This window comes from Pseudarthrobacter sp. 1C304, from assembly GCF_052245515.1.
Taxonomy (GTDB): domain Bacteria; phylum Actinomycetota; class Actinomycetes; order Actinomycetales; family Micrococcaceae; genus Arthrobacter.
Map to the genome: position 1 here is coordinate 467,654 of NZ_JBQQCH010000001.1, position 25,079 is coordinate 492,732.

Below are 25,079 nucleotides of genomic sequence, written 5' to 3' on the forward strand. Positions count from 1 at the left end.
TGTTCTGTTCATGTTGACAGATCATTGTGTTCACGAACGTTCCCTACCTTGAATGAAAGGCAGCTACTTGTTGCCCGGCGGCTCGTTCCGCATGTTAGCTTTCCGGCAGTCCGCATCAACTGCCGTGTACACCGGAGGATCTAAGTGAACTTCAAGCGATCTAGCGCTCTCGCAGCACTGGCAGCAGGCGCCCTGCTGCTCTCGGCCTGTGGCAGCGACAACAACACTGCCGCTACCGGCACGTCCGGCGCGGCTGCATCCGACGTTGCGTGTGGAGGCAAGGAAGCGCTGAAGGCCAGCGGCTCCAGCGCCCAGGCCAATGCGATGACCCGATTTGTCGCGGCCTACGAAGCGGCCTGCGACGGCCAGACGCTGAACTACACCTCCAACGGCTCCGGCGCTGGCGTCTCCGAATTCCTCGGCGGACAGACCGACATCGGTGGCTCGGACTCTCCCTTGAGCGAGAAGAAGGGTGAACCCGTCAAAGCTGAGGAGCGTTGCGGCAGTGAAGCCTGGAATCTGCCGGTTGTGTTCGGTCCCCTGGCCGTAACCTACAACGTTCAGGGTGTCGACAAGCTGAACCTTGACGGCCCGACTGTTGCCAGTATCTTCAACGGCACGATCTCTACTTGGAACGATCCCGCCATCGCCGCCCTGAACTCCGGCGTCAGTCTGCCCGACGAGAAGATCAACGTGATCTACCGCAGCGACGAGTCCGGCACCACGGACAACTTCCAGCAGTACCTCGATGCGGCTTCCGACGGCGCCTGGGGCAAGGGCGCTGGCAAGACATTCGCCGGCGGCGTAGGCGAGGGCGCTAAGGGCAACGAAGGCACTTCTGCCGCCGTCAAGGGGACCGAAGGATCCATCACCTACAACGAGTGGTCCTTCGCGAAGAGCCAGAACCTGTCTGTTGCCAGCATCATCACGTCAGCGGATCCGACTCCGGTCGAGATCAGCACCGAAACGGTCGGCAAGACCATCGCCGGCGCCAAGATCCAGGGCGAAGGCAACGACCTGGTTCTGGACACCAGCTCCTTCTACACGCCGAGCGAGAAGGGTGCTTACCCGATCGTTCTGGCCACGTACGAAATTGTCTGCTCCAAGTACAAGGACGCCGAAACCGCCACCGCAGTCAAGGCATTCCTGACATCCACCATCGGCGCGGGCCAGAACGGCCTCACGGACAACGGGTACATCCCCGTCCCCGAGGACTTCAAGGCCAAGCTGAAGACGGCCATCGCCGCAATCTCCTAGGACTCAACTCATGTCGTCTCCACGACCCGAGGTGACCGAACCTTCGGCCCCGAGCTCAGGCTCGGGGCCGAAGGCCGCACCTGACCAAACACCCAGCGCAAGCACCCCGGCCCCCCGGCCCGGCTCAAAAACTTCCGGCGCGTCGGTATTTAAGCATGGCAGTGTGCTGGGCGACCGCATCTTCAGCGCCGTAAGCACCCTGTCCGGCATCGTGGTTATCGTCGTGATCGCCCTGATCGCTGTCTTCCTGCTGGTCCGGGCCATACCGTCGCTGCAAGCCAACACTGTCAACTTCTTCTTCAGCAGCGAGTTCAACACCACCGATGAGAACAACCTCGCATTCGGCATCCGCGACCTTTTCATCGTGACTGTTCTTTCCTCGGCTTTTGCCCTGCTGCTCGCCGTCCCGGTCTCCGTGGGCATTGCGATCTTCCTCACGCAGTACGCGCCCAAGCGCCTGGCGCACTGGTTCGGGAGCATTGTGGACCTCCTCGCCGCCGTCCCGTCGATTATTTTCGGACTGTGGGGCATCTTCGTCCTGGCACCCTGGCTGGAGCCGTTGGCCAAAACTCTTAACTCGACGCTGGGATGGTTCCCGCTGTTCGCCACCGGCAACGTCTCCCTTAACGGCGGCGGCACGATCTTTACGGCCGGTATCGTCCTGGCGGTTATGATCCTGCCGATCGTCACCGCGATTACCCGCGAGGTATACAAACAAACACCCGGTGGGCACATCGAAGCTGCCCAGGCGCTGGGCGCCACAAAGTGGGAAGTCGTAAAAATGACGGTCCTGCCCTTCGGCCGTAGTGGAACGATCGCGGCTTCAATGCTTGGCCTTGGCCGCGCCCTGGGCGAAACGGTCGCCGTCCTGATCATTCTGCGCGCATCGGCTCAGCCGGCAAGCCTTACCTTGTTCGACGGCGGCTACACGTTCGCCTCCAAAATTGCGTCGGCCGCCGCTGAGTTCAGCGCCCCGCTGCCCACCGGGGCATACATCGCGGCCGGCTTCGTGCTTTTCGCGTTGACCTTCGTCGTCAATGCGCTCGCACGCTCCGTGGTTGGAAAGAAGGTCAACGGATGAGTCGTCTGCCCAGTCTCACCGGCAACCAGCAGCCGGGGCCCCGTCCCCTGCCGACGGAAGACGATCTGAAAGCCAAACGTGCGTTCCGGCCGATCAGCCGCCGTCGACGGGTAACGGACAAGTTCGTCAGGGGTGTGGTCACCCTGACCTTCCTCGTTGCCCTCGTGCCCTTGCTGTGGCTCCTCTGGACCGTCGTGTCCCAGGGCCTTCCGGCCATCCTCAACGCGGACTGGTGGACCAAGTCACTTCAGGGCGTCCTGCCGGAGCAGTTTGCCGGTGGCGTCTACCACGCGCTGTACGGAACAATCGTGCAGGCCCTGATGGCTGCCCTCATCGCCGTTCCGCTCGGCCTGATGATTGCGATCTATCTTGTCGAGTACGGCCGCGGGTGGCTGGCCGGCCTGGTCACCCAAATGGTCGACATCATGTCTGGGATTCCGTCCATCGTCGCAGCCCTGTTCGTGTTCAGCCTGTGGATCGGAACTCTTGGGCAGCCCCAGAGCGCCTTTGCTGTGTCGCTGGCCCTGGTGCTGCTGATGCTGCCCGTAGTGGTACGCAACACCGAGGAAATGCTTCGCCTCGTTCCGGACGAACTCCGCGAGGCGTCCTACGCACTCGGTGTGCCGAAATGGATCACCATCCTGCGCATCGTTCTGCCCTCGGCGATGTCCGGAATCATCAGCGGCATCATCCTGGCGGTGGCCCGTGTCATGGGCGAAACGGCCCCGGTCCTCGTGTTGGTCGGGTACAGCCGGTCCATCAACTACAACGTCATGGACGGCAACATGGCCTCGCTTCCGCTGTTGCTCTACACGGAGTTGATCAACCCCGAGCCCGCGGGCCAGCTCCGTGTCTGGGGTGCCGCACTGACGCTGATCATCCTGATCGGCATCCTGAACGTCATCGCCACCGTTGCCGCACGCCTCGTGGCGCCCAAAAAATCTTAATCTGCAAGGAACCCTGAATGGCTAAGCGCCTTGATGTCAAAGAACTCAATGTCTACTACGGCAAATTCCACGCGGTGGAGTCCGTCAGCATGTCGGTGGAGCCCCGAAGTGTCACCGCACTGATCGGGCCCTCCGGTTGCGGTAAATCCACGGTCCTCCGCACGCTCAACCGCATGCACGAAGTCATCCCCGGCGCCCGCGTCGAAGGGCACGTCCTCCTCGACGGTGCTGACATTTATGACCCCGGCGTCAGCCCGGTGTCGGTCCGACGGACCATCGGCATGGTCTTTCAGCGTCCGAACCCTTTCCCCACCATGTCCATCCGGGACAACGTGGTTGCCGGTCTGCGCCTGCAGGGGGAGAAAGACAAGAAAAAGCTCAACGAAGTCGCTGAACAGTCCCTCCGGGGCGCGAACCTCTGGAACGAAGTCAAAGACAGGCTCGATAGGCCCGGTGGAGGCCTTTCCGGCGGGCAGCAGCAGCGTCTGTGCATCGCCCGCTCGATCGCCGTCGAGCCGGACGTCCTTTTGATGGACGAGCCATGCTCGGCACTTGATCCGATCTCCACGCTCGCCATCGAAGATCTGATCACGGAACTCAAAGAGAAGTACACGATCGTGATCGTGACACACAACATGCAACAGGCCGCGCGTGTCAGCGACCAGACGGCGTTCTTCAACCTGGCAGGCGTGGGTCAGCCCGGCCGCATGGTCGAAATCGACTCCACGGAAAAGATCTTCAGCAACCCGACGGAGAAGGCAACCGAGGACTACATCTCGGGCCGGTTCGGGTAAACGGGATTAAGTGGTGAATGGGCCTTGAGTCGTGTCAGAGCAGACTGAAACCGAACGGCCGGGCAACAGGGGCGACTCAGTGCTGGTGGCGGGCCCGATCAGAGTCGACCTTGAGCGGCATGAGGCCAGGCTGGACGGTCGGGAAATCGTGTTCAGCCACCGGGAATTGCTGCTGCTTGCTTACCTCATCCGGCAGGGCGGCAGGGTCGCCAGTACCGAAGAGATCAGCGATGCCGTGTGGGGAAAGCGATCAGTTACAAACACTGTGGCAGTGCACGTTAAGCGCGTACGCGTGAAACTGGGCGACGACCCCCAGCACGGGAACATGATCCGGACTGTCCGGGGCGTCGGATACCGGCTCGGCCCCTCCCTGTGCAGCTGATGTAAGTCAGGAGTCGGCGCGGAGGTGATTCAACCGGGCGCCGGCGATTCCGCGAGGTTCGGGAAGAATCCCGGAACAAGAGACGTGTCCCTAAAGCGCCGCGAGGGGCGACAGGAATAGGGCCAGCGCAAACGCCACTGCCGCGGTGACAAGCGGTGTGAGAAGCCAGAACATCAGCACCCGGATCACCACCTTCCGGTTGGTGGCGGGGAACCTCTGGTTGGAGCCTGAGCCCAGCACGGCCGAAGTGACCGTGTGCGTGGTGGAGAGGGGCAGGTGCAGCCCGATCGCACCCACCAGCAGCATGGCCGAGCTGAGCAGCTGCGCCACTGAGCCTCGCAACGGATCCGTCCGGATCAGCCGGTAGCCGATGGTGTAGGAGATGCGCCACCCCCCGGCCAGGGTCCCAGCGGTCAGCAGGATCGCGGTGAACAAGGCCACCCAGACCGGCATCTCGCCGCCGTCGGACAGTCCCGATGCCAGGAGCGCCAGAATCAGCACCGCGCTGGTGCGCTGCCCGTCCTGCAGGCCGTGGGCGAACGCCACGGCGCCCGCGGCGACGCTCTGAGCGCCGCGGGACCGGCCGTTGACCACGTTCGGCGGCGTGTACCGGGCCGCCCAGATCGCGGGCCAGACCATCAGGTAGGCGCCGGCGAAGGCAAGCACCGGCGAGAGCAGCAGCGGCAGCACCACCTGGACCAGCAGGGACGTGTCCACACCGCCCACGGCGTTCCCGCCGGCAGCGACGCTTGCGACCCCCGCGCCGGCCAGCCCGCCCACCAGCGCGTGGGTCGAGGACGACGGAATGCCCCGCCACCACGTGTAGACCCCCCACAGCACAGCGCTGACCAGACCCGCCACCAGGATGGCCAGCCCGTTCTCCCCGCTGGGGAGCTGCACCCACGTCCGGCTGACGGCGAGGGCTAAGGCGGCGCTGAGCCCGGCGCCGATGAAATTGAAGAAGCCGGCCAGCAGCACCGCGACGGTGGGCGTGAGGGCGCGGGTCCGCACGGCCAGTGCCACCGACGCCGAGGCGTCCCGGAAGCCGTTCAGGAAGGCGAATGCCCCGGCGAAGACCACCACCAGGGCAAACAGGACTTGTGCCACGTCAGGATTCCTTGACGATGATGCTGCCCACCTGCGTTGCGACCCGGCGCATGTCCCGGGTGACGCCGACCAGCTGTTCGGCGATGTCCCGGTTTCGCGCGTACCGCGTCGACTTCATCTCGTTGAGCATGTCCGCCACCCAGATCCGGTGGGACCGCTCCGCTCGCTTGGCGAGGCGGAGGACTTCGATCCAGTAATCCTCGAGCTCGTCCAGGTTGTCCAGCTTGCGCATGGCGTCCACGGTGAGCTCCGCCTGCCGGCTGATGATCTCCAGCTGATCGGCGGCGCGCTTGGGCAGCCGATCCAGCTTGTAGAGCGACACCAGTTCCGCGGCGGCGTCGAGCTTTTCCATCGCCTCGTTGAGGAACCGGGACAGTGCGTACATGTCCTCGCGGGGCAGCGGGCTGACGAACGTGGTCCGCATATGGGTCAGCAGTGCGAAATGCAGCTCTGTGCACTTTGCCTCGTGGTTGTGCATGTCCTCCACCAGCCGGTCGTTCTCACTGGCCGGCGCACCCAGAATCTCCGAGAGGGTGCCCGTGGCAAGCACAAGCTGGCGTGCCAGTTGGGCCAGGAGGTTCAGCCCGGCGGGTTCCTGGGGGAAAAGGCGCAGCTTCACTTGTGATTACCGGTCTTCGGGAGGAGGGCCTGGGGCGGTGTCTGCGGGGCGTGGTGCGTAGCGATGACCCGCGCATGGAATTACTTTACCGCCCGGCCCGAAACGGCCGGGAAACTGCGGAAAAGGTCCGCCGGAATGTGACGGAAGCGCGGTTGGAGGGCCGGCGACCGGTGCGGTCGCGTGCCGTCTTCACCGCGTTCTCGGCACCCCTAGCTTGCATCGACAATTATCGATATACTCAGAAGGGCCACACCCGGGAAGTCGCGCGGTACCAGCGGTGACCGCCGGACCAAATGTGGCACGGGGGTTTCGGTGCTGGATCGAACCACTGCAATTGCCAAGGAGAACCACATGCCTGCTATTCGAATCTACGAATCCGCTCTCTGCTGTGACGCCGGTGTCTGCGGCCCCGACGTGGACCAGTCCCTGGTGAATGTGACAGCGGATGTGCGCCATCTCCAGGGCCTCGGAGCGGACATTGTGCGCCACAACCTGGCCAGCGAACCGACCGTATTCGCCGAAGACGAGACGGTCCGCGGCTTCATGCGCCTGGTCGGGTCCAAAGGTCTGCCGCTCACTATCGTCGACGGCGTCACGGTCGCAGCCGGCGCCTACCCGAGCAGGGTGGAACTGCTGGGTTTGGCCGGTCTGGGCGAAGCCGGAGCTGAGCCGACGTCTCGCCCCGACTTGGGCCTCACTGAAGCGAAGTCCGGCGGCTGCTGCGGCGGCTCCACGAGCTGCTGCTAGGTCCGGCGTGAAATTCCTCGAGAACACCCCACGGTTCGTTTTCTTTACAGGCAAGGGTGGGGTTGGGAAGACCTCGGTGGCCTGTGCGACCGCCCTGACGCTGGCAAGGGCCGGCAAGCTGGTGCTGCTGGTCAGCACCGACCCGGCCTCCAATGTCGGACAGGTCTTCGGCGAGACCATCGGGAACACCGTCACCGCCATCCCGGATGTCCCGGGCCTCTTTGCGCTGGAGATCGACCCGGAGCAGGCGGCCGAGGCGTACCGGGAGCGGATTATCGCTCCTGTCCGCGGGCTGCTTCCGGATTCGGAGCTGGCCGGGATCGCCGAGAGCCTATCCGGCTCTTGCACCACGGAGATTGCGTCATTCGACGAGTTCACCAACCTGCTCGCCGAGGACAGCTCCTATGGGGAGTATGACCACGTCGTTTTCGATACCGCTCCGACAGGTCACACCATCCGCCTGCTGCAGCTCCCCGGTTCGTGGACTGACTTCCTCGCTGCGGGCAAGGGGGATCCGTCCTGCCTCGGCCCCCTCTCGGGACTTGAGAAACATAAACAGGTTTACGCCAAAGCCGTTCAGGCCCTCACTGACCCGGCCAGGACCCGGCTTGTCCTGGTCAGCCGCGCGCAAACATCATCTTTGAGCGAGATCGAGCGGACCTATTTCGAACTCAATCAGATCGGCATCGGCGGCGGCTTCGTCATCGTCAACGGCGTCCTGCCGGAGGCGGCCGGCGGGGAGAACTTGGCGCTGGCCCTGCGTGCCCGGGAAGCGGCGGCAATAGCAGCCATTCCCTCGGCGATCGCCGGTCTGCCCCTCGATGTTCTGGAACTGAAGCCGGGCAACATGGTAGGCATTCCAGCACTTGAGTCCCTGTTCGCGGCCACTCCTGATGCCGGTGTCGCGCCGGATGCGGCGCTGGTCGCTGAGACTGAGGACGCTCCGCTGGCTGCCCTGGTGGACGAAATGGAGCCCGATGGCCACGGTCTGGTGATGTGCATGGGAAAGGGCGGCGTCGGGAAGACCACCGTCGCTGCCGCTATTGCGGTCGCCCTGGCCGGACGCGGGCATGCGGTCCACCTCACGACGACCGATCCCGCAGCCCACCTCACCGAAACACTCGCGGGTTCCATCCCCGGCCTGACGGTGTCGCGCATCGATCCGGAATACGCCATTGAGGAGTATCGACGCCACGTGATGGAGACGAAGGGCCGGAGCCTGGACGATGACGGACGCGCGGCCCTCGCTGAGGATCTGATGTCCCCGTGCACCGACGAGGTGGCTGTATTCCGGCAGTTCTCCAAGGTGGTCCAGGAATCCCGCCGGCACTTCGTGGTGATCGACACCGCACCAACCGGCCACACCCTGCTGCTCCTTGACGCCACGGGTTCGTACCACCGCGAGATCGCCCGCCAGGTTGGCGACACTATGGGGTTCGTGACGCCTCTTATGCGGCTACAGGATCCGGCGCAGACCAAGGTTGTGCTCGTCACGCTGGCCGAAACCACCCCGGTACTGGAGGCCGAAGAGTTGAAGAGTGACCTGGAAAGGGCCGGGATTCACCCGTGGGCGTGGGTCATCAACAACTCGATCGCCGCCGCACACCCGAAAACGCCGTTCCTGCGGGCCCGCGCCGCGAACGAAATCGAACAGATCACGAAGGTACGCACGTTGACGGACCGGGTTGCTCTCATTCCGCTGCTACCCGAAGAGCCTATCGGCGAAGAGAAGTTGTCGGCCCTGACTGCACTGAGCTCCCTCCCTGCCTGACTTGGATCCAGCTCCCGCCGACGTTTGGGCGGCGGAAGCTGTGACCCGTGCGGCTAGCCATCCAGGCGCTGAGCCAGCAGCGCTTCGAGGTCGCGGGCCGCGGCGTCCAGCTTGGCGATCGTGTCCCGCTGGAGCGCCCGGAGATATTCCGCGTCGGACTCGCCGTCCAGCACCCAGTTCTCGTCGGCAGGTGAGTCCATCGCCTGGCGTGTATTGGCGGTCGCCGTCCTGATGTTCTCCAGCATCGCGTGCAGCCGGTCTTCTGTGGTGCGTGCCTCGGTGTGCATGGTGTCCTCCTCGTCGTTGTACGCGGTCCTGATGTTGGGTCCGTGGTGCGGCTCTGCCGACGTCCGTTGCCGGAATTATCGAGCCGGTGTGCGCCGTTCGATCAGTACCGTGTCCCGCCATTTCCCGGCCGCGGGGCCGTGGGCCATCCTGGCAATCTTTTCCCGGTGCCCCACAACTCTGAAGCCGTGGGCGAGGTGCAGCTTCAGGCTCGGTTCGTTCTCCGGAAAAATGCTTGCCTGGATGGTCCAGATGCCGGCGTCCTCGGTCGAAGAGATCAGGGACCGGAGGAGGGCGGACCCTATCCGCTGGCCGCGGGCCGACTCGGAAACGTAAATGGAGTGTTCCACGACGCCGGCGTACGCCGGGCGGGCGGAGATGGCGGAGACTGCCGCCCAGCCGAGAATGCCGACGTCCGGCGCCATCGCCACCAGGCGGTGCGAAGCGAGCCGCGCGCTGTCGAAACGGCGCCAGTCCGGTGCCTCGGCCTCGAATGTTGCCTCCCCGGTCGCGATGCCCTCGCGGTAGATCCGCCGCACCTCAGGCCAGTCCGATTCCCGCATCGGCCGGACCGTGATGTCGGGCGCCGGGCCTTGGCTCACAGGGACGCCAGGAGGCCGGCCGTCTGTTCGATGGCTCCGGGAACAAGGGAGTAATACGCCCAGGTGCCGCGCTTTTCGCGGTGCAGCAGGCCGGCGTCGACGAGGATCTTCAGATGGTGGGACACGGTGGGTTGTCCCAGGTCCAGCGGCTCGGTCAGATCGCACACGCAGGATTCGCCGGAGGCTTCCGCCTTGACGATTGAAAGCAGGCGCAGCCTGTTGGGATCCGAGAGGGCCTTGAACACGAGCGCTTTCTGCTGGGCATCCTCCGCGCTGAGGACGGGCTGGGCGGACGGTGCGCAGCAAGCCTTGTCCAGGGCCGGCTCAACAGTTTGCAGAGAATTCATAGGTCTATTATGCACAGACATTGACATTTATCGATATAGTTGGAAATACTTCATATCGACAAGCGTCAATCTAAAGCTGAGCAGCACAGGAGTCCCGTGAGTATCCAGACTGATCCATCGCCCACTCTGAAGGGCGGGGCAGCCGTCGTCGGCAAACTCTCCACCCTGGACCGTTTCCTGCCGGTATGGATCATCGCCGCCATGGTCCTGGGACTGCTCCTGGGCAGCTTTATCCCGGGCCTGAACACTGCCCTTGAGGCGGTCAAGGTCGGCGAAGTCTCGCTGCCAATAGCCATCGGGCTGCTGGTGATGATGTACCCGGTGCTCGCCAAGGTCCGCTACGACCAGGCGCACCGCGTGGTCGGGGACCGCAAGTTGATGGTCACCTCACTGGTGTTGAACTGGGTCCTTGCTCCGGTATTCATGTTCGCCCTGGCCTGGATCTTCATCCCGGATCTGCCTGAATACCGCACCGGCCTGATCATCGTGGGTCTGGCCCGCTGCATCGCCATGGTGATGATCTGGAACGACCTGGCCTGCGGTGACCGGGAAGCTGCGGCCGTGCTGGTGGCCATCAACTCCGTTTTCCAGGTCATCGCGTTCGGTGCGCTCGGCTGGTTCTACCTGCAGCTCCTGCCGTCCTGGCTGGGCCTGCCCACCACCAGCGCAGACTTCTCCTTCTGGGCGATCACCGCCTCGGTACTGATCTTCCTGGGCATCCCACTGCTGGCCGGATTCCTCACCCGCACTGTCGGCGAAAAGGCCAGGGGCCGGGACTGGTACGAAGGCACGTTCCTGCCGAAGCTCGGCCCGTGGGCGCTTTACGGTCTGCTCTTCACCATCACCCTGCTCTTCGCGCTGCAGGGCAGCACCATCACGTCTCGGCCGCTCGACGTCGTCCGGATCGCCCTGCCGCTGCTGGTCTACTTCCTCGTGGTCTTCGGCGCCGGGATGTTGATCGGCAAGTGGCTGGACCTCGGCTACGCCAAGACCACCACGCTCGCATTCACGGCAGCCGGCAACAACTTCGAGCTCGCCATTGCCGTGGCGATCGGCACCTTCGGCGTCACGTCCGGGCAGGCGCTGGCCGGCGTTGTCGGTCCCTTGATCGAAGTCCCCGTCCTTGTTGCACTGGTTTACGTGGCCCTCTGGGCGCGCAAACGCTTCTTCACCTCAAACACCCTTTCCGTCTGACTCCCACAAACTTCAGGAGAACACCATGACCACCGAAACCGCCAAGAAGCCGTCCGTCCTGTTCGTCTGCGTCCACAACGCCGGCCGCTCCCAGATGGCCGCCGCGTTCCTCACCACCCTGGGTGAGGGCCGGATCGAGGTCCGCTCCGCCGGATCCGCACCCGCCGACAAGGTCAACCCGGCCGCCGTCGAGGCCATGGCCGAACTCGGCATCGACATGTCCGCCGAAATTCCCAAGATCCTCACCACCGAGGCCGTCAAGGAATCCGACGTCGTCATCACCATGGGCTGCGGTGACACCTGTCCGATCTTCCCCGGCAAGCGCTACGAGGACTGGGAGCTCGAAGACCCGGCCGGCCAGGGCGTCGACGCCGTCCGCCCGATCCGTGACGACATCAAGGCCCGCATCGAGGACCTCATCGCCTCCCTCACCCCCGCAGCCAAGTAGGAGCACAGCCATGACTGAACAGCTGATCATCATCGGGTCCGGCCCCGCCGGCTACACCGCCGCCATCTACGCCGCCCGCGCCGGACTCAAGCCACTTGTCATCGCCGGAGCGGTCACCGCGGGAGGCGCCCTGATGAACACCACCGAGGTGGAAAACTTCCCCGGCTTCCCGGGCGGCGTCCAGGGCCCCGAGCTCATGGACGGGCTCCAGCAGCAGGCCGAGAAATTCGGCGCGCAGGTGGTGTTCGACGACGTCACCGAAGTAACGCTGACCGGTCACCTCAAGCGCGTCGTCACCGGAGCCGGCGAGACGCACGAGGCACCCGCCGTCATCCTCGCCACCGGTTCCGCTTACAAGGAACTGGGCCTGCCCGAGGAAAAGAAGTTCAGCGGCCACGGCCTCTCCTGGTGCGCCACCTGCGACGGCTTCTTTTTCCGCGACCAGGACATCATCGTGGTCGGCGGCGGTGACTCGGCGATGGAGGAGGCAACCTTCCTCACCCGCTTCGGGAAGTCCGTCACGGTGGTGGTCCGCAAGGGCGAGCTCCGAGCCTCCCGGATCATGGCCCAGCGTGCCAAGGACAACTCCAAGATCAGCTTCGCCTGGAACTCCGCCGTCACGGCGATCCATGGCGACACCAAGGTCACCGGTGTCACCCTGACCGACACCCGCACCGGCGAAACCCGGGAGCAAGCCGCCACCGGAATCTTCGTCGCGATCGGCCACGTTCCACGCACAGAACTTCTGCACGGCCAGGTGGAGCTCGACGCCGAGGGCTACATCAAGGTGGACTCACCCACCACCGTCACCAACCTGAGCGGTGTCTTCGCCTGCGGCGACGCCGTGGACCACCGCTACCGCCAGGCCATCACCGCCGCCGGCACCGGCTGCGCCGCCGCTTTGGACGCTGAACGCTACCTCGCAGCACTGGACGACGCCGACAGCATCGCCACCGCACTCGTCGAGGAACCCACCCACTCCTGACCCCGGCTTACCGCCTGCCGGTCCGGCAGGCACCCCGACAACGAACCGCCACCACCGGATGAAACAGAGGACACCATGGATGCAACCACCACCCTTCCCGTAGCTGTCATCGGAGCCGGGCCCATCGGCCTCGCCGCGGCAGCCCACCTGCTCGAGCGCGGCCTGGAGCCACTCATCCTCGAGGCCGGCCCGACGGCGGGCGCCGCCATCGAGCAGTGGCGCCATATCCGCCTGTTCTCCCCGTGGCAGTACAACACCGACGCCGCCGCCGTCCGCCTGCTCGACGCCACCGGCTGGGAATCACCGGAGCCGACAGCGCTGCCCACCGGCGGTGAACTCATCGACCAGTACCTCACCCCGCTCGCCGCCCTCCCCGCGATCGCGTCCCGCCTGCACACCGGCGCCCGCGTCATCGCAGTGACCCGGCAGGGGATGGACAAGACCCACAGCCGGAATCGCGACACCACCCCGTTCGTGGTCCGGGTCGAACACACCGACGGTGAAGTGCGCGACTACCAGGCCGCCGCCGTCGTCGACGCCTCCGGCACCTGGTCCACCCGCAACCCGCTCGGAACCTCGGGCCTGCCCGCTGTTGGCGAAACGGCCGCCGCTGCCTATGTTTCTTCTCCGCTGCCGGACGTCCTGGGCCGTGACCGGGAAGCGTTTGCCGGGCGCACCGCCGTCGTGATTGGCGCAGGCCATTCGGCCGCCAACACCCTGATCAACCTCTCCGAGCTCGCGGACCAGGTGCCCGGGACGAGGATCGTCTGGGCCATCCGCGGCGCTTCGGCGGCTAAGGTCTACGGCGGCGGCGACGCCGACGGCCTCGCCGCGCGCGGCCAGCTCGGCAGCCGGCTCCGCGCCCTGGTTGAGAGCGGCGCCGTGGAGCTGCACACCGGTTTCGGGATCGCCGGCCTCACGGCAGGCGCCGGCGCCGTCACGCTGACCTCCACTGACGGCCGGACCCTGGAGGGCGACGTTGTGGTCCCGGCCACCGGCTTCCGCCCGAACCTTGACATGCTCCGGGAGCTCCGGCTGGAACTGGATCCCGGTGTCGAGGCCCCGCGCGAATTGGGTCCACTGATCGACCCCGAATTCCACTCCTGCGGGACCGTGGAGCCGCACGGCGCCAGGATGTTGGCCCACCCGGAGCAGGATTTCTACATCGTCGGTATGAAGTCCTACGGCCGGGCCCCGACGTTCCTGCTGGCCACCGGCTACGAGCAGGTCCGCTCGGTCGCCGCCGCCTTGGCCGGAGACCGCGAGGCCGCGGACACTGTCCAGCTCGAGCTGCCGGAGACGGGCGTCTGCTCCTCCGACATCGGCACGAGCTGCGACGTGCCTGCCGCCGCGCCCGCCGACTTCGTCGCCGAAACCTCCGGCGGGTGCTGCGGAGCGCCCGAACCGGTCCTTGTCGGATTCCCCACCGGGCTGGCCCATGGCCGCTCCGCCGAAAACTAGACACCTTCCCCCGGTTTCTTCCACCGACCAAACGGAGTGCTGACATGACTGACCACCCTGAGCGCGGCCTGGGCCTGCAGGACAACACCGAGCTCCTGCACCGGATCAGCGCGCGCCTGGCCGACCGCTTTGCCGGCGTGTTCGCGGCGGAGACGGTTGAGCGCTACGTCTTCGAGTCCTACGCGGCCCTGGCGCGGACCGCGAAGATTAAGACGCACCTGCCATCCGCGACCGAGCGCTTCGCGACTGACAGGCTCAACGCCCTGGCCAAGTCCAAGGGCGCCGTCGCCTCCGACGTCCCGGAGGTGCTGTTCGTCTGCGTGCAGAACGCCGGGCGTTCGCAGATGGCGGCCGCCCTGCTCACCGTGGAGGCCAAGGGCAGGATCCACGTCCGGTCGGCCGGCTCCCTGCCGGCGGCCGAACTGGACCCCGCCGTCGTCGCGGCGATGTCCGAAATGGGCCTGGACGTCACCCGTGAGTACCCGAAGCCACTCACTGACGACGTGGTGCGCGCCGCCGACGTCGTGATCACGATGGGCTGCGGCGACTCCTGCCCGATCTACCCGGGCAAACGCTACGAGGACTGGGAACTGGCGGACCCGGCAGGCCTGCCCGTCGCCGCCGTGCGGATTATCCGCGATGAGATCCACGACCGGGTCAGGGTACTGGCGGCATCACTGCTCGGCAACACCGACGCCGACGGGGAAGGATCAAGCGCATGACCCACACCACGAAGAAGCCTGGCGTCCTGTTCGTCTGCAGCAAGAACGGCGGAAAGTCCCAGCTCGCCGCCGGACTCATGAACCAGATCGCCAACGGAACCGTCACGGTGCACTCCGCCGGGACCAAACCCGGCAAGTCGCTGAACCCGCAGTCCGTGGACTCGCTGTCGGAACTCGGCATCGACATCACCGGGGAACACCCCAAGCCCGTCACCGACGAGGTCCTGAACGCGGTCGACGTCGTCATCGTCCTGGGCACCGAGGCAAAAGTCGAGGCCCCCGAGGGCAAGCGGCTCGAGCTCTGGAACACGGACGAGCCCTCCGAGCGCGGCATCGAAGGCATGGAACGCATGCGCCTGGTCCGGGACGACATCAAGGCCCGCGTCCAGAAGCTGTACGCGGAGCTCGCCGGGAACTGACCGTGCCCGCGCCGGCTCCCATCCGGATTCTCGCCGCGGAAGGTGCACCACGCGGCGGGCTCGCCGCGCTGTGCATCACCCAGACCACCGGGTGGGGCGTGCTTTACTACGCGCTGATCGCGGCGGTCCGGCCCATCAGCGAGGACACCGGCTGGGACCCGGCCCTGGTGACGGGGGCCTTCTCCACCGGCCTGCTGGTGTCTGCGGTGGCAGGCATCGTCGTGGGCAGAATCCTTGACGGCACCGGGCCCCGCACCCTGATGATCGGCGGATCCCTGGTGGGGGTGCTGGCCCTGGGCGGAGTGGCGGCGGCACCGAACCTGCCCGTGTTCTTTGCGGCCTGGATGCTGGCCGGCACGGCGCAGGCAGCGGTCCTATACCAGCCGGCCTTCACCGTAATCAGCCGCTGGTACGGTCCCGCCCGCATCCGTCCGCTGACCGTCCTGACCCTCGTCGCCGGGTTCGCGTCCACCATCTTCGCCCCCCTGACCGCAGCCCTCAGCGGCTGGCTCGGCTGGCGGGTGGGGTTCCTGGTCCTGGCAGCACTGCTGGGCCTGGTCACCGTGCCGCTGCACGCCCGGTTTCTCAACAGCTCGTGGACCCGCACCCCGCACAAGGAGCCGGCGGCCGCGGCGCGGAAGCGTATCCGCGCCACCCGGCACAGTCCGGAATTCCTTGGCCTGCAGGCCCTTATGGTCCTGCTCTGCCTCGGCCTCTACACCGTGACGCTGAACATCATCCCCCTCCTGATCGAAAAAGGCGCCGACTACGCCACGGCCGCGCTTGGGCTGGGTCTGGTGGGCGCGGGCCAGGTTGGCGGCAGGCTGCTGTTCGGCTCTATCCCGGCAGGCGCCCGGTTGCCGGTCATCACCGGAACCGGTGCCACCGCCGTCCTCTTGCTGGCTGTCCTGCCCGGCCCGGCGCCGGTACTGATCGCCGCGGGAATGCTGGCCGGCGCAGTCCGCGGCTGCCAGACCCTGCTGCAGGCCACCATCGTGGGGGACCGGTGGGGGAGCCAGGATCTGGGCGTCCTGCAGGGAACCTTCGCGGCCCCGCTGACAGCTGTCACGGCCATCGCCCCGGCAGCAGGTCCGCTGCTTGCCGCGTGTCTCGGCACCTACACGGCTATGGCGTACGCGATGGCTGTGGCCGCCGGAACCGCGGCGGCCATCGCCGTCGTCGCTTCACGGCGCACCCGGGACTGACCTCCGGGCAGAAGGGCATGAAAATGGTGCCGAACCGGATACGCCTCTCGGCGGTAGGCCGCTCTAGGCGGCTAAATGTTGAAGCCCGGGGGTTTCGCGGTTCGGCACCGCTTTTAGTTTTCTATGTGGCCGGGGACAAGTCAACATTGACAGCCCGGGGGGAGGCATGCGTGCCGGGATCCGGCAGGGTGGCCGGGCTCAGTCCAGTTCGCCCAGGCGCCACGCGTTGGCGGCGTGCTCAAGATCCTCGGCGGTTTTGACCAGAAGGTGCGAATTGCGGGTGAGTTTGCTCGCGTGGAGCTCGTTGCCGTGCTCCGCACCGTCGGCCAGGGTGGCCTGGCCGAGCGCCACGACGCGGCAGAACGCTGCGGAGCGTTCCAGCGCGACGTCGAACTCGCCGTCGAACGCACCTGACAGGATGGCGTCCGCCATGGACTTCATCTCGTCCGCTCCGGGCGGCTCTGCGGCGCCGGCGACGACGTGCGAGACCTGGGCGGTGTCCTTGCCGGCTTTGAAGTACACGGAGATCCGCTCCGGGTCCTGGATGGTGGCTGCGCGGATGGCGTACAGCCGCCAGAGTGCGCCCGGGAGGGACCGGGCCGGGCTTTCGGCCCACATTTCGGCGATGGCATCCAGCCCCTGTTCGTCGGCGAGCTTGACCAGGCGTTTGGTCACCACGGGGTCGTCGCTGTCCCGGCCGCGGCGCACCAGGGCCTGGGCAGCGAGATGGGCGGCCTCGGAGATGCGGGCAGGATCGGCCCCGCCCGCAAAGGGCTCAAAGTCGGTGGGGGCGAAGGGCTTCGGCTTGTGGTGCCGGGGCGGTCCGGGGGTGCTGGATCCTGCTTGCTCGCTCATGCCACCACGCTACTCCAGTGCTGGCGGGGAATCGAGCGTGGGGAGCGGGGCTGCCGGGGGCCGCTCCCGGAGGTTCCGCCCCGCGCCCGACGGGGTGCCCGCCCGTGCCCAAAACAGGCCAGGGTCTGAGGTACAGTGTTAACGTCCAGAAATGGACTGGGCTGATCAGCCTTGGAACAGCGGACTTTCCGCGGTTCCGGGGCCATTTGGCTGGGGCCTTTAGCTCAGTTGGTAGAGCATCGGACTTTTAATCCGTGGGTCGTGGGTTCGAGCCCCACAGGGCCCACTCTTTTAGCGAAGAGTGACAAAACCCCGGCATCCTGACAACAGGATGCCGGGGTTTTTTGTCGTCCGGCGCGGCCGGGGCGAAACCCCACGATTAACTAGTAATCAGGTGGGCTAGGATTGCCGGATGAACTCGCACAGCGCCACCGGTTCCGGCTATTGGTATGGACCTGACGACAGGCTCGATCCGCCCGGGGCCGTCCTTCAGGCCCTGCGCGAGTACCGCAACGTGGAAGTCGCCCGGCGCCGCTCCACGAGGGATTCCATGGGCATGGGGGAGACGGACCTCCTTGCGCTGAGGTACCTGCTGCGCGCCCAGGCGGCGGGCGAGCAGGCGGGCCCCAAGGACCTCAGCCGTGTTCTGGGCATCACCACCGCCTCCACCACGTCGCTGATCGACCGGCTGGTAAGCAGCGGCCATGTGCGCCGCGAGCCGCATCCCACCGACCGGCGCTCGCTGGTGATCGTCCCCACGGGTGCCACGGATACTGAGGTCCGGGCCACGCTGGGGGAGATGCACCGCCGGATGATGGCCGTGGCGGAAGAGCTCACCGAAGAGGAGGCGAGGACCGTGGTCAGGTTTCTGCGGCGGATGAGTGAGGCCATTGCCGAGCCGCCGGAAGCTCACTAAAGGGGATCGGCCCGGCAACTAGCTAGTCAGACTAGTTATATGTATGCTTACCAACTATGTCTGATATTCGTATTTCCGGCGGCGCCGTGGCCGAGATGGGGCACACCGCCGTCCCCGCCGCACAGTCCCTGGCCGCACCGAGCCACTGCGGGACGCCGATGGAGTGGAAGGCCCCGGCCTCGGCCACCATGTCCGTGTACTCCTTCGCTCCGGCCGATGCTGCGCCAGAGCTGCCGCCGCTCTGGCGCTGCGGCTGCGGCTTCCAGCTGGACGGGACTGTCCACACGGCCGGCATCCTGTCCGAGCTCAGCCGGTGACCCCGCCCCCCGCCCTGGCGCTGGCGGAACGCCCCGCCGCCGCCCCTGACCTGACCGCCGCAGGTCTCGGTGCCCGGGTGCTGTGCCTTCCGGACGCCCCGGCCGGCCGCTTCCTCGTCCATGAACTTCTGGGCCGGGGCGCCACTGCCACGGTGTTCCGCGGAACCGACCTGCTGGACAACCGGCCCGTCGCCATCAAGGTGGCCGAGGGTCCCGACCTGCGGCAGACGGAACGGATCCACGCCGAGGCACGCGTCCTGGCGTCCCTGAATCACCCGGCGATTGTCACTTTCATCGCCGAAGGAGTGGTGCCGGCGGGTGACCCGTGGGCAGGACGCCCGTTCCTCGTCGAAGAATTCGTCTATGGCGGAAGCCTCGCCGAGCGGATCCGCCGCGGCCCGGCCGGCGGCGCCGAAGTGGCTCGCTGGGCCACCGCGGCGCTGTCCGGGCTGGCGCACGTGCATTCGCGGGGACTGGTCCACCGGGACATCAAGCCCGCCAACATCCTCCTCAGCGAGCTGCGGCGTTCCGCCGTGCGGATCGCTGACTTTGGCATCGCCACGCCCGCCGGCGCCGAGCTGGAGCCTGGCGACTCATCCGGGACCGTGCACTACATGAGCCCGGAGCAGGCCGCCGGCGGCCCTCCCGGCCAGCCCAGCGACATCTATGCCCTGGGGCTGGTGCTGCTCGAATGCCTCACCGGGAGCAAGGCTTTCCCGGGAGCGCTGGTGGAATCCCTGGTGGCGCGGACCCTGCGCAACCCGGAAGTTCCGGCCCGGCTGGGCACGGGATGGGTTGCCCTGCTGACGGACATGACGGCGATGGACCCTGCCGCCAGGCCCTCCGCTGCTGCGGCGGCGGCCCGGGCGGCGAAACTCAACTCAGCGCCCTGAGTTTACCGGCGCTGCTCAGCGGCGTCACCGGCGGCGGCGAACCCGATGACTGCCTTGTTCCGGCCGGCCGCCTTGGCCTCATAAAGTGCCCGGTCGGCCTCCCGGAGGAGCCGCTGCAGCCCGGCGGTCCGGTCGCGTGTATCCACCACGCCGAAGCTGGCCGTCGGGGCGCCCGCGCCCCCGGGCAGGACGCGGTATTCGGCCAGCGCCGCGTTGATCCGGTCTGCGATCCGGACGCCCTCCTCCGCGTCGGCGCCCTCAAGCAGCAAGGAAAACTCCTCGCCGCCGTACCGGCCCACCAGGTCCCCGCTCCGCGCCACCGAGCGGCAGGCATCGGCGAAAGCCCGGATGACGCCGTCGCCCGCGTCATGCCCGAACCGGTCATTGACCGCCTTGAAGCGGTCCAGGTCCGCCATCACCACGGCGGTGCTGATCCCGGCCGCGACGTTGGCCCGGAGCCGGCGCTGGGCCTGGTGCATAAACTCCCCGCGGTTCAGCAGCCCGGTGAGCCCGTCGCGGGAGGCCAGCTCCTGCAAATCCTCGGTGCGGCGGGCGTAGTTCAGCGAGGTGATGCTGGAGGAGACCACCACCAGCAGGACGATGGCCATCAGCAGGGTCACCCCCGTGCCGAAAAGGACCTGGAACAGCGGGTCCGCGGGCCCCAGCAGCGCCAGCCCGGCCATCCTGCTCAGGTAGTAGGCGGCGCAGAACGCCGTGGCGACGGCGAGGGACCGGACCAGGTGCCAGGAGTGTGCGCGCTCGCGCCACAGTTCCACCGATGCGAGGCCCACCGCCGTGCCCATCAGGGCCAGCAGGGCAATGTTGCCGATCCGGGCGTGCTCCGTGTAGCGGACTGCCGCGTCAATGGCGACGGCCGCGAGGGCCGGGATTCCCAGCAGCCAGGGCCGGACCCGCCGCCCGGCCACCGAGCGGGTGCCGGCCCAGACGCATCCGGAGCCCAGCACCATGACCCCGTTTCCCGCACTCCCGGACCAGCCGACGCCCTGCACCTCGGCCAGGAAGTAGAACACGGCGGCAAAAAAGAAGGATGCGACGGCGATGCACCACCAGCCGGCAAAGGGCGCCCGGCTCTTGCGGTAGGTGTCGAAGTAGAAGAGCACCAGCATGGTCAGCGTCGTCACGGCGAAAACCACCATGAGCGTTGACCGGTCGAGCAGCACCATATGTTGACGATTCCCAGCTGCCAGCCCGGCCTCCCCATGGACCGTCGGCGTAGTTCCCCGCCGGATCAGCCCCCGGCCGGGTCAAGTCTCTCAGAACGGGACCGCCGCCGCCCGCAGCGGCGCGGCACGAGCGTCCCCGGCGCCCGGTGCGCGGAAGGGGTGCAAGATAGTGCCATGGAAGCCGTCGACGCCCTCAACGAGATCGCCTTCTGGCTTGAACGCGAGCTCGCACCCACGTTCAAGGTCCAAGCGTTCCGGAAAGCCGCCGGGATCATCGCCGGCCTTGACGCGGAGGAACTGGCGGCCCGGGCCGCCGACGGCCGGCTGAAAAGGACCAAAGGGATCGGCGACCGGACGTTCCAGGTCATCAGGGAAGCGCTCGACGGCGGCGTGCCGGACTATCTGGCCGGGCTGCGGAGCCGGGGTGCCGAGCCCCTGGTGCCGGGCGGCCACGAACTTCATGCCGCGCTGCGCGGTGACCTGCACAGCCACAGCGACTGGTCCGACGGCGGGTCCCCGATCCAAGACATGGCGGACGCGGCCCGGCTGCTGGGCCGCGAGTACCTTGCCCTGACCGACCATTCACCGAACCTCAAAATCGCCAACGGGCTGAGCACCGAGCGGCTCGCGGAGCAACTCGACATCGTCGCGGAACTCAACGCCGGCGGCGGCTTCCGGCTGCTGACGGGCATCGAGGCCGACATCCTGGAGGACGGCACGGTGGACCAGACCCCGGAGATGCTGGACCGGCTGGATATCGTCGTCGCCAGCGTGCACTCGAAGCTTCGCTCCGACAAACGCACCATGACCCGGCGCATGCTCGGCGCCATCGCGGACCCGCACACCAACGTGCTCGGCCACTGCACGGGCCGGCTGGTCCAGGGCGGGCGGGGGACGCGCCCGGCGTCGGAGTTCGACGCCGGTGCGGTGTTCGCGGCCTGCGCTGAGAACAACGTCGCCGTCGAGATCAATTCACGGCCCGAACGCCAGGACCCGCCGGGTGACCTCATCAAGCTGGCGCTCGACGCGGGCTGCCTCTTCAGCATCGACAGCGATGCCCATGCCCCGGGCCAGCTGGATTTCCTGCAGTACGGTGCCGAGCGCGCCGAACGCCACGGCGTGCCCGCGGAACGGATCGTGACCACCTGGCCCCTGGACCGCCTGCTGGAGTGGGCTGCCTCCAGGCGCTGACGCCGGTGGCGGGCCCGCCACGGGACATGCCCTCCTGCCGCGCCCAGCACCGGACATAGTGCTGCTATGTCCGGTCCTGGGTGCGGGGAAGGGGCATGTCCCGCGGTGCGGGGTGCTTAGCCGGCGCTGATGAGGTGGCTGAAGTGGTCGTACCGGAAGGTGATCTGCCCGCCGTCGTGCGTGACGCTGACGTTGCCGCCGCCCGGGGCGCCCCCCGCCCCGTAGTTCTCGGTCCAGCCGCGGTTGAGGGCCGCCTTGAACCCGTAGCTGCCGGCCGGCACGGTGGTGGTCAGCTTCCAGACCAGATCGGTGGGGTCCAGGGCCAGCTGGGCCGCGTCACAGTCCGGCATCCAGTCGCCCGCGCACCCGAACTCCGAGTTCATGTCACCCGCGGCCGCGACGGCCCCCGGCTGCTGCGAGGCATACACGGCGCTGAGCAGGCGCGTGGTGTTGTCGTAGCGGAAGGTCACCGGGCCGCCAGGGTGCTCCAGCATGATGTTGTTGCCGTTGAGCGCTCCATCCGCACCGTAGTTCTCGTCCCACGCCCCGTTGAGGGCGGCCTTGAACTCGTAGCTGCCGGCGGGCAGATCAGTGGTGAACCGCCAGACCTTATCTGCCGGATCCAGCGTCATAAAGGCGGCCCGGCAGTCCGGCTGCCAGTCGCCCGGGCAGCCCATTTCCGAGTTGAGGCTCCCGGCGACCGTGACTGACGAAGGCTGGGGAAGCTCCCCGGCCACCACGGTGCGTGTCCCGCTGGCCACCTCGCCCACGCCAGGAACGTCCATCAGGGCCCTATAGCTCAGCGGGGTGCCGTCCGCCAGGTCCAGCGTGCCCAGGTCATCGACGGCGGTGTACGCGGGGGAGGAGCTGTCCCGGCCGACTTCGGCCCAGGGCCCGCCGTTGACGCTGCGCTCGAACCGGACGGTGTAGCCGGGCTTTTCCGGGCTGGCGACTGCACTGAGTTCCACCTTGCCCTTGACGCTGCTGCCCTCCTTGGGGGACACCAGGGTCAGAACGGGCGCCGGAACGGTGCCGCTGCGGGGCTGGCTCACGGAGGTGTGCCCGCCGTTGTCCAGCACCATGGCACGGTACTCGACCGGGGTGCCGGCCTGCCGCGCGGAGACGTCGTGGAAGACCTGGTACGGCGCGGTGTCATCCGTGCCGATGGAGGTCCATGCGCCGCCACCGGTGCGTGTCTGGAAGGTGACCTCGTAGAAGGAGCCGCCGTCAACGTCGGCTGCCACCCGGATGCGGCTGTTGTCCTCGGCGGACGTTGCCGGTTCCTGCAGCGTCACGGCGGGGGCCGCCTTGGAGTGCGGGATCCTGCCGGCGGACTGGTAGACGACGGCGGACAGCGGCGGCACCGTGACCGTGAGTTTCCCGTCCGCCGCGGTCTTGACCTCGGCGCTCGCATCACCGTAGATCCGGCTGAACACCCGCTTGCCCACGTAGGTCGGCACGGCGGCCGTCTGCGGCTGTTCGCTGTTATTGATGGAGACCACGTACTCGCGCTGGTCGCGGGCGTCGGTCCGGGAGAAGGCGTAGATGCCCGGCCCGTCGGAGGCGTAGCGGTTCTGGTGGGCGCCGTTCCGCAGCGCAGGGTGCTCCGTGGTCAGGGCGGCGAGCTCGCTGATCCCGCGGTAGAGCGGGTGGGCCGGGTTGAAGTTGTCCTTCGCGTGGGTGGCGCCGGTACCGAGCAGATCATCGTCGAGGTAGTCCGGGACTTCGCTGGCAAACAGGGTCTGGCGCGCGTCCTGGTCACCCCCGGGGCCGGTGAAGCCCTGTTCATCGCCGTAGTAGACCACCGGGTTGCCGCGGGAGAAGTACATCAGCTCATGGGCGAGGTGGTCGCGGGCGACACGTTCGGCGTCGTCCGCGTCCGGGTTGTCCGCGGTGATGAAACTGCCGATCCGGCCCATGTCGTGGTTGCCCAGGAAGGTGGGCAGTTCGTAGACGTTGGAGTCCGCATCCGTGTACCAGTCGTCCCCGGCGAAGAAGGACGCCAAGTCCCCGGCGCCCTGGCCGCGCGAGGCGAAGTTCCGGGCAGCGTCCTGGAACGGGAAGTCGAGCACGGCCTGCATCTTGTTGCGGGTGGTGAACTGCGAGGTGAAGCTCTTGGAGGTGTCGAAGACCTCGCCGAACATAAAGAACTCGTCCTTGCCGTGGGCTTTGGCGTAGTCGAGGACCTGCGGGCCGAATTCCTGCCAGAACTCGTCATTGACGTGCTTCATGGTGTCGATCCGGAAGCCGTCCACACCAAAGTCGCCGATCCATTTCGTGTAGACGTCGATCATTCCGTTGACCACCGTGGGGTGTTCGGTGAAGAGGTCGTCCAGGCCGAAGAAGTCGCCGTAAAAGGAGTTTTCCCCTTCGAAGGTGGTGTCGCCGCGGTTGTGGTAGAGCGTGGGGTCGTTGAGCCAGGCGGGGACCTTGAGGTTCTCTTCCCCGGCCGCCAGCACCGGCGTGTAGGGGAAGGACGTCGCAGCGTCCAGCTCCGGGAAGTCCTCCGTGCCCGCGTAGTCGCGGTCATCGAAGGGGTCCCCTGCAGCGGTCAGGTACGGCGCTGCGTCCTTCGACTTGTAGGCGGTGCGGTTGCCTTCCTCATAGCCGATCACGTCGGCGGTGTGGTTGGTGATGATGTCGAAGTAGACCTTCATGCCGCGGGCGTGGGCCTCGTCGATGAGGGACTTGAGTTCCTCGTTGGTGCCCAAGTGGGGATCGATCTGGGTGAAGTCGGTGACCCAGTAGCCGTGGTAGCCGGCGGACTTGTCCTCCGGCTGGACCGCCTTGTTCTTGAAGCTCGGGGTCAGCCAGATCGAGGTGGTGCCCAGGCCCTGGATGTAGTCGATCTTCTCCCGCAGGCCCTTGAGGTCCCCGCCGTTGAAGAAGCCCTTCTTCGTTGGATCGAACCCGGACACCATCGGGTCCGGGCCCAGGCCGCCGTCGTCGTTGGCGCTGCTGCCGTTATTGAAGCGGTCTGCCATGACGAAGTAGAACCGTTCGTCCGTCACCGGCCCGCGGAGCGAATGGACGGCCGACGGATCATCCGGGGCAGGGACGGCCTGGGCCGCCGGCACCGGGAGCACGACGGCGGCTGCCGCGGTAACGACCGCCGCAGCCCCGGCAGTTCCGGCGCGGAATAATGCGGATCGCCACTGCCGGTGGCTGGGCGCGGGCTTTTTGGCCGCGCGGGAACTGCGGAGTAACACGATGGTGGACCTTCCGGTAAGCGACGTTGCCTCGACGAAGGACGGATGCGGGGAGACCGGCTACTGAGAGCCAAGTCACAACTGTAAGCGCTTGCACGGGGGTTTTTCCAGCGAGTGGCCATTTTCTGCATCGCCACGTGG

The 25,079-nt window shown here is 66.8% G+C and carries 26 protein-coding genes and 1 tRNA gene; 19 read left to right on the plus strand and 8 right to left on the minus strand.

All coding sequences use genetic code 11. The features are described from left to right. Positions 1-144 precede the first annotated feature (144 nt). The 5 genes from pstS (at position 145) to ACTWQD_RS02235 (ending at position 4,461) form a co-directional block, all read left to right on the plus strand. Complete coding sequence (gene pstS, locus ACTWQD_RS02215) at positions 145-1,257, plus strand: phosphate ABC transporter substrate-binding protein PstS (protein ID WP_443194563.1); 1,113 nt, start codon at positions 145-147, stop codon at positions 1,255-1,257. Between the two features lie 163 nt (positions 1,258-1,420). Continuing rightward, positions 1,421-2,338 (plus strand): phosphate ABC transporter permease subunit PstC, encoded by a 918-nt coding sequence (gene pstC / locus ACTWQD_RS02220; RefSeq protein WP_443194564.1) that lies wholly within the window; start codon positions 1,421-1,423, stop codon positions 2,336-2,338. Further along, positions 2,335-3,285 carry a phosphate ABC transporter permease PstA gene (gene pstA / locus ACTWQD_RS02225; RefSeq protein WP_443194565.1) on the plus strand — a complete coding sequence of 317 codons (951 nt, stop codon included), beginning with the start codon at positions 2,335-2,337 and terminating at the stop codon, positions 3,283-3,285. Before pstC ends, pstA begins: the two co-directional genes overlap by 4 nt. Positions 3,286-3,302: 17 nt before the next feature. After that, positions 3,303-4,079 carry a phosphate ABC transporter ATP-binding protein PstB gene (pstB, locus tag ACTWQD_RS02230; RefSeq protein WP_443194566.1) on the plus strand — a complete coding sequence of 259 codons (777 nt, stop codon included), beginning with the start codon at positions 3,303-3,305 and terminating at the stop codon, positions 4,077-4,079. Between the two features lie 31 nt (positions 4,080-4,110). Next, positions 4,111-4,461 carry a winged helix-turn-helix domain-containing protein gene (locus ACTWQD_RS02235; RefSeq protein ID WP_443194567.1) on the plus strand — a complete coding sequence of 117 codons (351 nt, stop codon included), beginning with the start codon at positions 4,111-4,113 and terminating at the stop codon, positions 4,459-4,461. 90 nt (positions 4,462-4,551) lie between these two features. Here ACTWQD_RS02235 and ACTWQD_RS02240 read toward each other — a convergent pair whose 3' ends face one another. Continuing rightward, on the minus strand, positions 4,552-5,568 hold the full coding sequence (locus ACTWQD_RS02240; RefSeq protein ID WP_443194568.1) for an inorganic phosphate transporter: 1,017 nt from the start codon (positions 5,566-5,568) through the stop codon (positions 4,552-4,554). A 1-nt stretch (position 5,569) separates the two neighbouring features. Continuing rightward, positions 5,570-6,187: a DUF47 domain-containing protein gene (locus ACTWQD_RS02245; protein ID WP_443194569.1), complete on the minus strand. Its 618-nt coding sequence runs from the start codon at positions 6,185-6,187 to the stop codon at positions 5,570-5,572. 351 nt (positions 6,188-6,538) lie between these two features. Here ACTWQD_RS02245 and arsD point away from each other — a divergent pair, with 351 nt between their 5' ends. Together arsD and arsA are read left to right on the plus strand one after the other, a co-directional pair. Next, positions 6,539-6,934, plus strand: coding sequence for an arsenite efflux transporter metallochaperone ArsD (arsD, locus tag ACTWQD_RS02250; protein ID WP_443194570.1), 396 nt, complete (start codon positions 6,539-6,541; stop codon positions 6,932-6,934). 7 nt (positions 6,935-6,941) lie between these two features. Beyond that, positions 6,942-8,705, plus strand: coding sequence for an arsenical pump-driving ATPase (arsA, locus tag ACTWQD_RS02255; protein ID WP_443194571.1), 1,764 nt, complete (start codon positions 6,942-6,944; stop codon positions 8,703-8,705). 53 nt (positions 8,706-8,758) lie between these two features. Here the strand turns inward: arsA and ACTWQD_RS02260 are convergent, their stop codons facing one another. The 3 genes from ACTWQD_RS02260 to ACTWQD_RS02270 all read right to left on the minus strand — a co-directional run bounded on the left by ACTWQD_RS02260 (position 8,759) and on the right by ACTWQD_RS02270 (position 9,939). Then, positions 8,759-8,992 (minus strand): hypothetical protein, encoded by a 234-nt coding sequence (locus ACTWQD_RS02260; protein ID WP_443194572.1) that lies wholly within the window; start codon positions 8,990-8,992, stop codon positions 8,759-8,761. A 75-nt stretch (positions 8,993-9,067) separates the two neighbouring features. Continuing rightward, positions 9,068-9,592, minus strand: coding sequence for a GNAT family N-acetyltransferase (locus ACTWQD_RS02265; protein ID WP_443194573.1), 525 nt, complete (start codon positions 9,590-9,592; stop codon positions 9,068-9,070). After that, positions 9,589-9,939: an ArsR/SmtB family transcription factor gene (locus tag ACTWQD_RS02270; RefSeq protein WP_443194574.1), complete on the minus strand. Its 351-nt coding sequence runs from the start codon at positions 9,937-9,939 to the stop codon at positions 9,589-9,591. The genes ACTWQD_RS02265 and ACTWQD_RS02270 overlap by 4 nt, the downstream gene beginning before the upstream one ends. 102 nt (positions 9,940-10,041) lie before the next feature. Here ACTWQD_RS02270 and arsB point away from each other — a divergent pair, with 102 nt between their 5' ends. The 7 genes from arsB (at position 10,042) to ACTWQD_RS02305 (ending at position 16,373) form a co-directional block, all read left to right on the plus strand. Then, entirely contained in the window at positions 10,042-11,133 is a 1,092-nt protein-coding gene (gene arsB / locus ACTWQD_RS02275; protein WP_443194906.1) for an ACR3 family arsenite efflux transporter, read from the plus strand. A gap of 25 nt (positions 11,134-11,158) precedes the next feature. After that, entirely contained in the window at positions 11,159-11,581 is a 423-nt protein-coding gene (locus ACTWQD_RS02280; RefSeq protein WP_443194575.1) for an arsenate reductase ArsC, read from the plus strand. A gap of 10 nt (positions 11,582-11,591) precedes the next feature. Continuing rightward, complete coding sequence (gene trxB / locus ACTWQD_RS02285) at positions 11,592-12,566, plus strand: thioredoxin-disulfide reductase (RefSeq protein WP_443194576.1); 975 nt, start codon at positions 11,592-11,594, stop codon at positions 12,564-12,566. 75 nt (positions 12,567-12,641) lie between these two features. Beyond that, positions 12,642-14,027, plus strand: a complete 1,386-nt coding sequence (locus ACTWQD_RS02290) for an FAD-dependent oxidoreductase (RefSeq protein WP_443194577.1) — start codon at positions 12,642-12,644, stop codon at positions 14,025-14,027. 44 nt (positions 14,028-14,071) lie between these two features. Beyond that, entirely contained in the window at positions 14,072-14,749 is a 678-nt protein-coding gene (locus tag ACTWQD_RS02295) for an arsenate reductase ArsC (RefSeq protein WP_443194578.1), read from the plus strand. Further along, entirely contained in the window at positions 14,746-15,168 is a 423-nt protein-coding gene (locus tag ACTWQD_RS02300; protein ID WP_443194579.1) for an arsenate-mycothiol transferase ArsC, read from the plus strand. Before ACTWQD_RS02295 ends, ACTWQD_RS02300 begins: the two co-directional genes overlap by 4 nt. 2 nt (positions 15,169-15,170) lie before the next feature. Then, positions 15,171-16,373: an MFS transporter gene (locus ACTWQD_RS02305; RefSeq protein ID WP_443194580.1), complete on the plus strand. Its 1,203-nt coding sequence runs from the start codon at positions 15,171-15,173 to the stop codon at positions 16,371-16,373. A 198-nt stretch (positions 16,374-16,571) separates the two neighbouring features. Here ACTWQD_RS02305 and ACTWQD_RS02310 read toward each other — a convergent pair whose 3' ends face one another. Next, a complete protein-coding gene (locus ACTWQD_RS02310; protein WP_443194581.1) occupies positions 16,572-17,228 on the minus strand; it encodes a hypothetical protein in 657 nt (218 codons plus the stop codon). A gap of 213 nt (positions 17,229-17,441) precedes the next feature. Between ACTWQD_RS02310 and ACTWQD_RS02315 the strand changes: the two genes are divergently transcribed. The 4 genes from ACTWQD_RS02315 to ACTWQD_RS02330 all read left to right on the plus strand — a co-directional run bounded on the left by ACTWQD_RS02315 (position 17,442) and on the right by ACTWQD_RS02330 (position 19,354). Beyond that, positions 17,442-17,514: transfer RNA gene (locus ACTWQD_RS02315), tRNA-Lys, on the plus strand. 126 nt (positions 17,515-17,640) lie between these two features. Then, positions 17,641-18,144, plus strand: coding sequence for a MarR family winged helix-turn-helix transcriptional regulator (locus ACTWQD_RS02320; protein WP_443194582.1), 504 nt, complete (start codon positions 17,641-17,643; stop codon positions 18,142-18,144). Positions 18,145-18,200: 56 nt separating this feature from the next. Next, a complete protein-coding gene (locus ACTWQD_RS02325) occupies positions 18,201-18,461 on the plus strand; it encodes a hypothetical protein (protein WP_443194583.1) in 261 nt (86 codons plus the stop codon). Then, the gene (locus ACTWQD_RS02330) at positions 18,458-19,354 is read left to right on the plus strand and encodes a serine/threonine-protein kinase (RefSeq protein WP_443194584.1); all 897 of its coding nucleotides are present in this window, start codon (positions 18,458-18,460) and stop codon (positions 19,352-19,354) included. The genes ACTWQD_RS02325 and ACTWQD_RS02330 overlap by 4 nt, the downstream gene beginning before the upstream one ends. 2 nt (positions 19,355-19,356) lie before the next feature. On the opposite strand, the gene ACTWQD_RS02335 is transcribed toward ACTWQD_RS02330, so the two are convergent. Continuing rightward, positions 19,357-20,538, minus strand: a complete 1,182-nt coding sequence (locus ACTWQD_RS02335; RefSeq protein WP_443194585.1) for a GGDEF domain-containing protein — start codon at positions 20,536-20,538, stop codon at positions 19,357-19,359. Between the two features lie 174 nt (positions 20,539-20,712). On the opposite strand from ACTWQD_RS02335, the gene ACTWQD_RS02340 reads away from it, so the two are divergent. After that, positions 20,713-21,729: a PHP domain-containing protein gene (locus ACTWQD_RS02340; RefSeq protein WP_443194586.1), complete on the plus strand. Its 1,017-nt coding sequence runs from the start codon at positions 20,713-20,715 to the stop codon at positions 21,727-21,729. Between the two features lie 116 nt (positions 21,730-21,845). On the opposite strand, the gene ACTWQD_RS02345 is transcribed toward ACTWQD_RS02340, so the two are convergent. Continuing rightward, complete coding sequence (locus ACTWQD_RS02345; protein WP_443194587.1) at positions 21,846-24,938, minus strand: alpha-amylase family glycosyl hydrolase; 3,093 nt, start codon at positions 24,936-24,938, stop codon at positions 21,846-21,848. Positions 24,939-25,079: the final 141 nt, after the last annotated feature.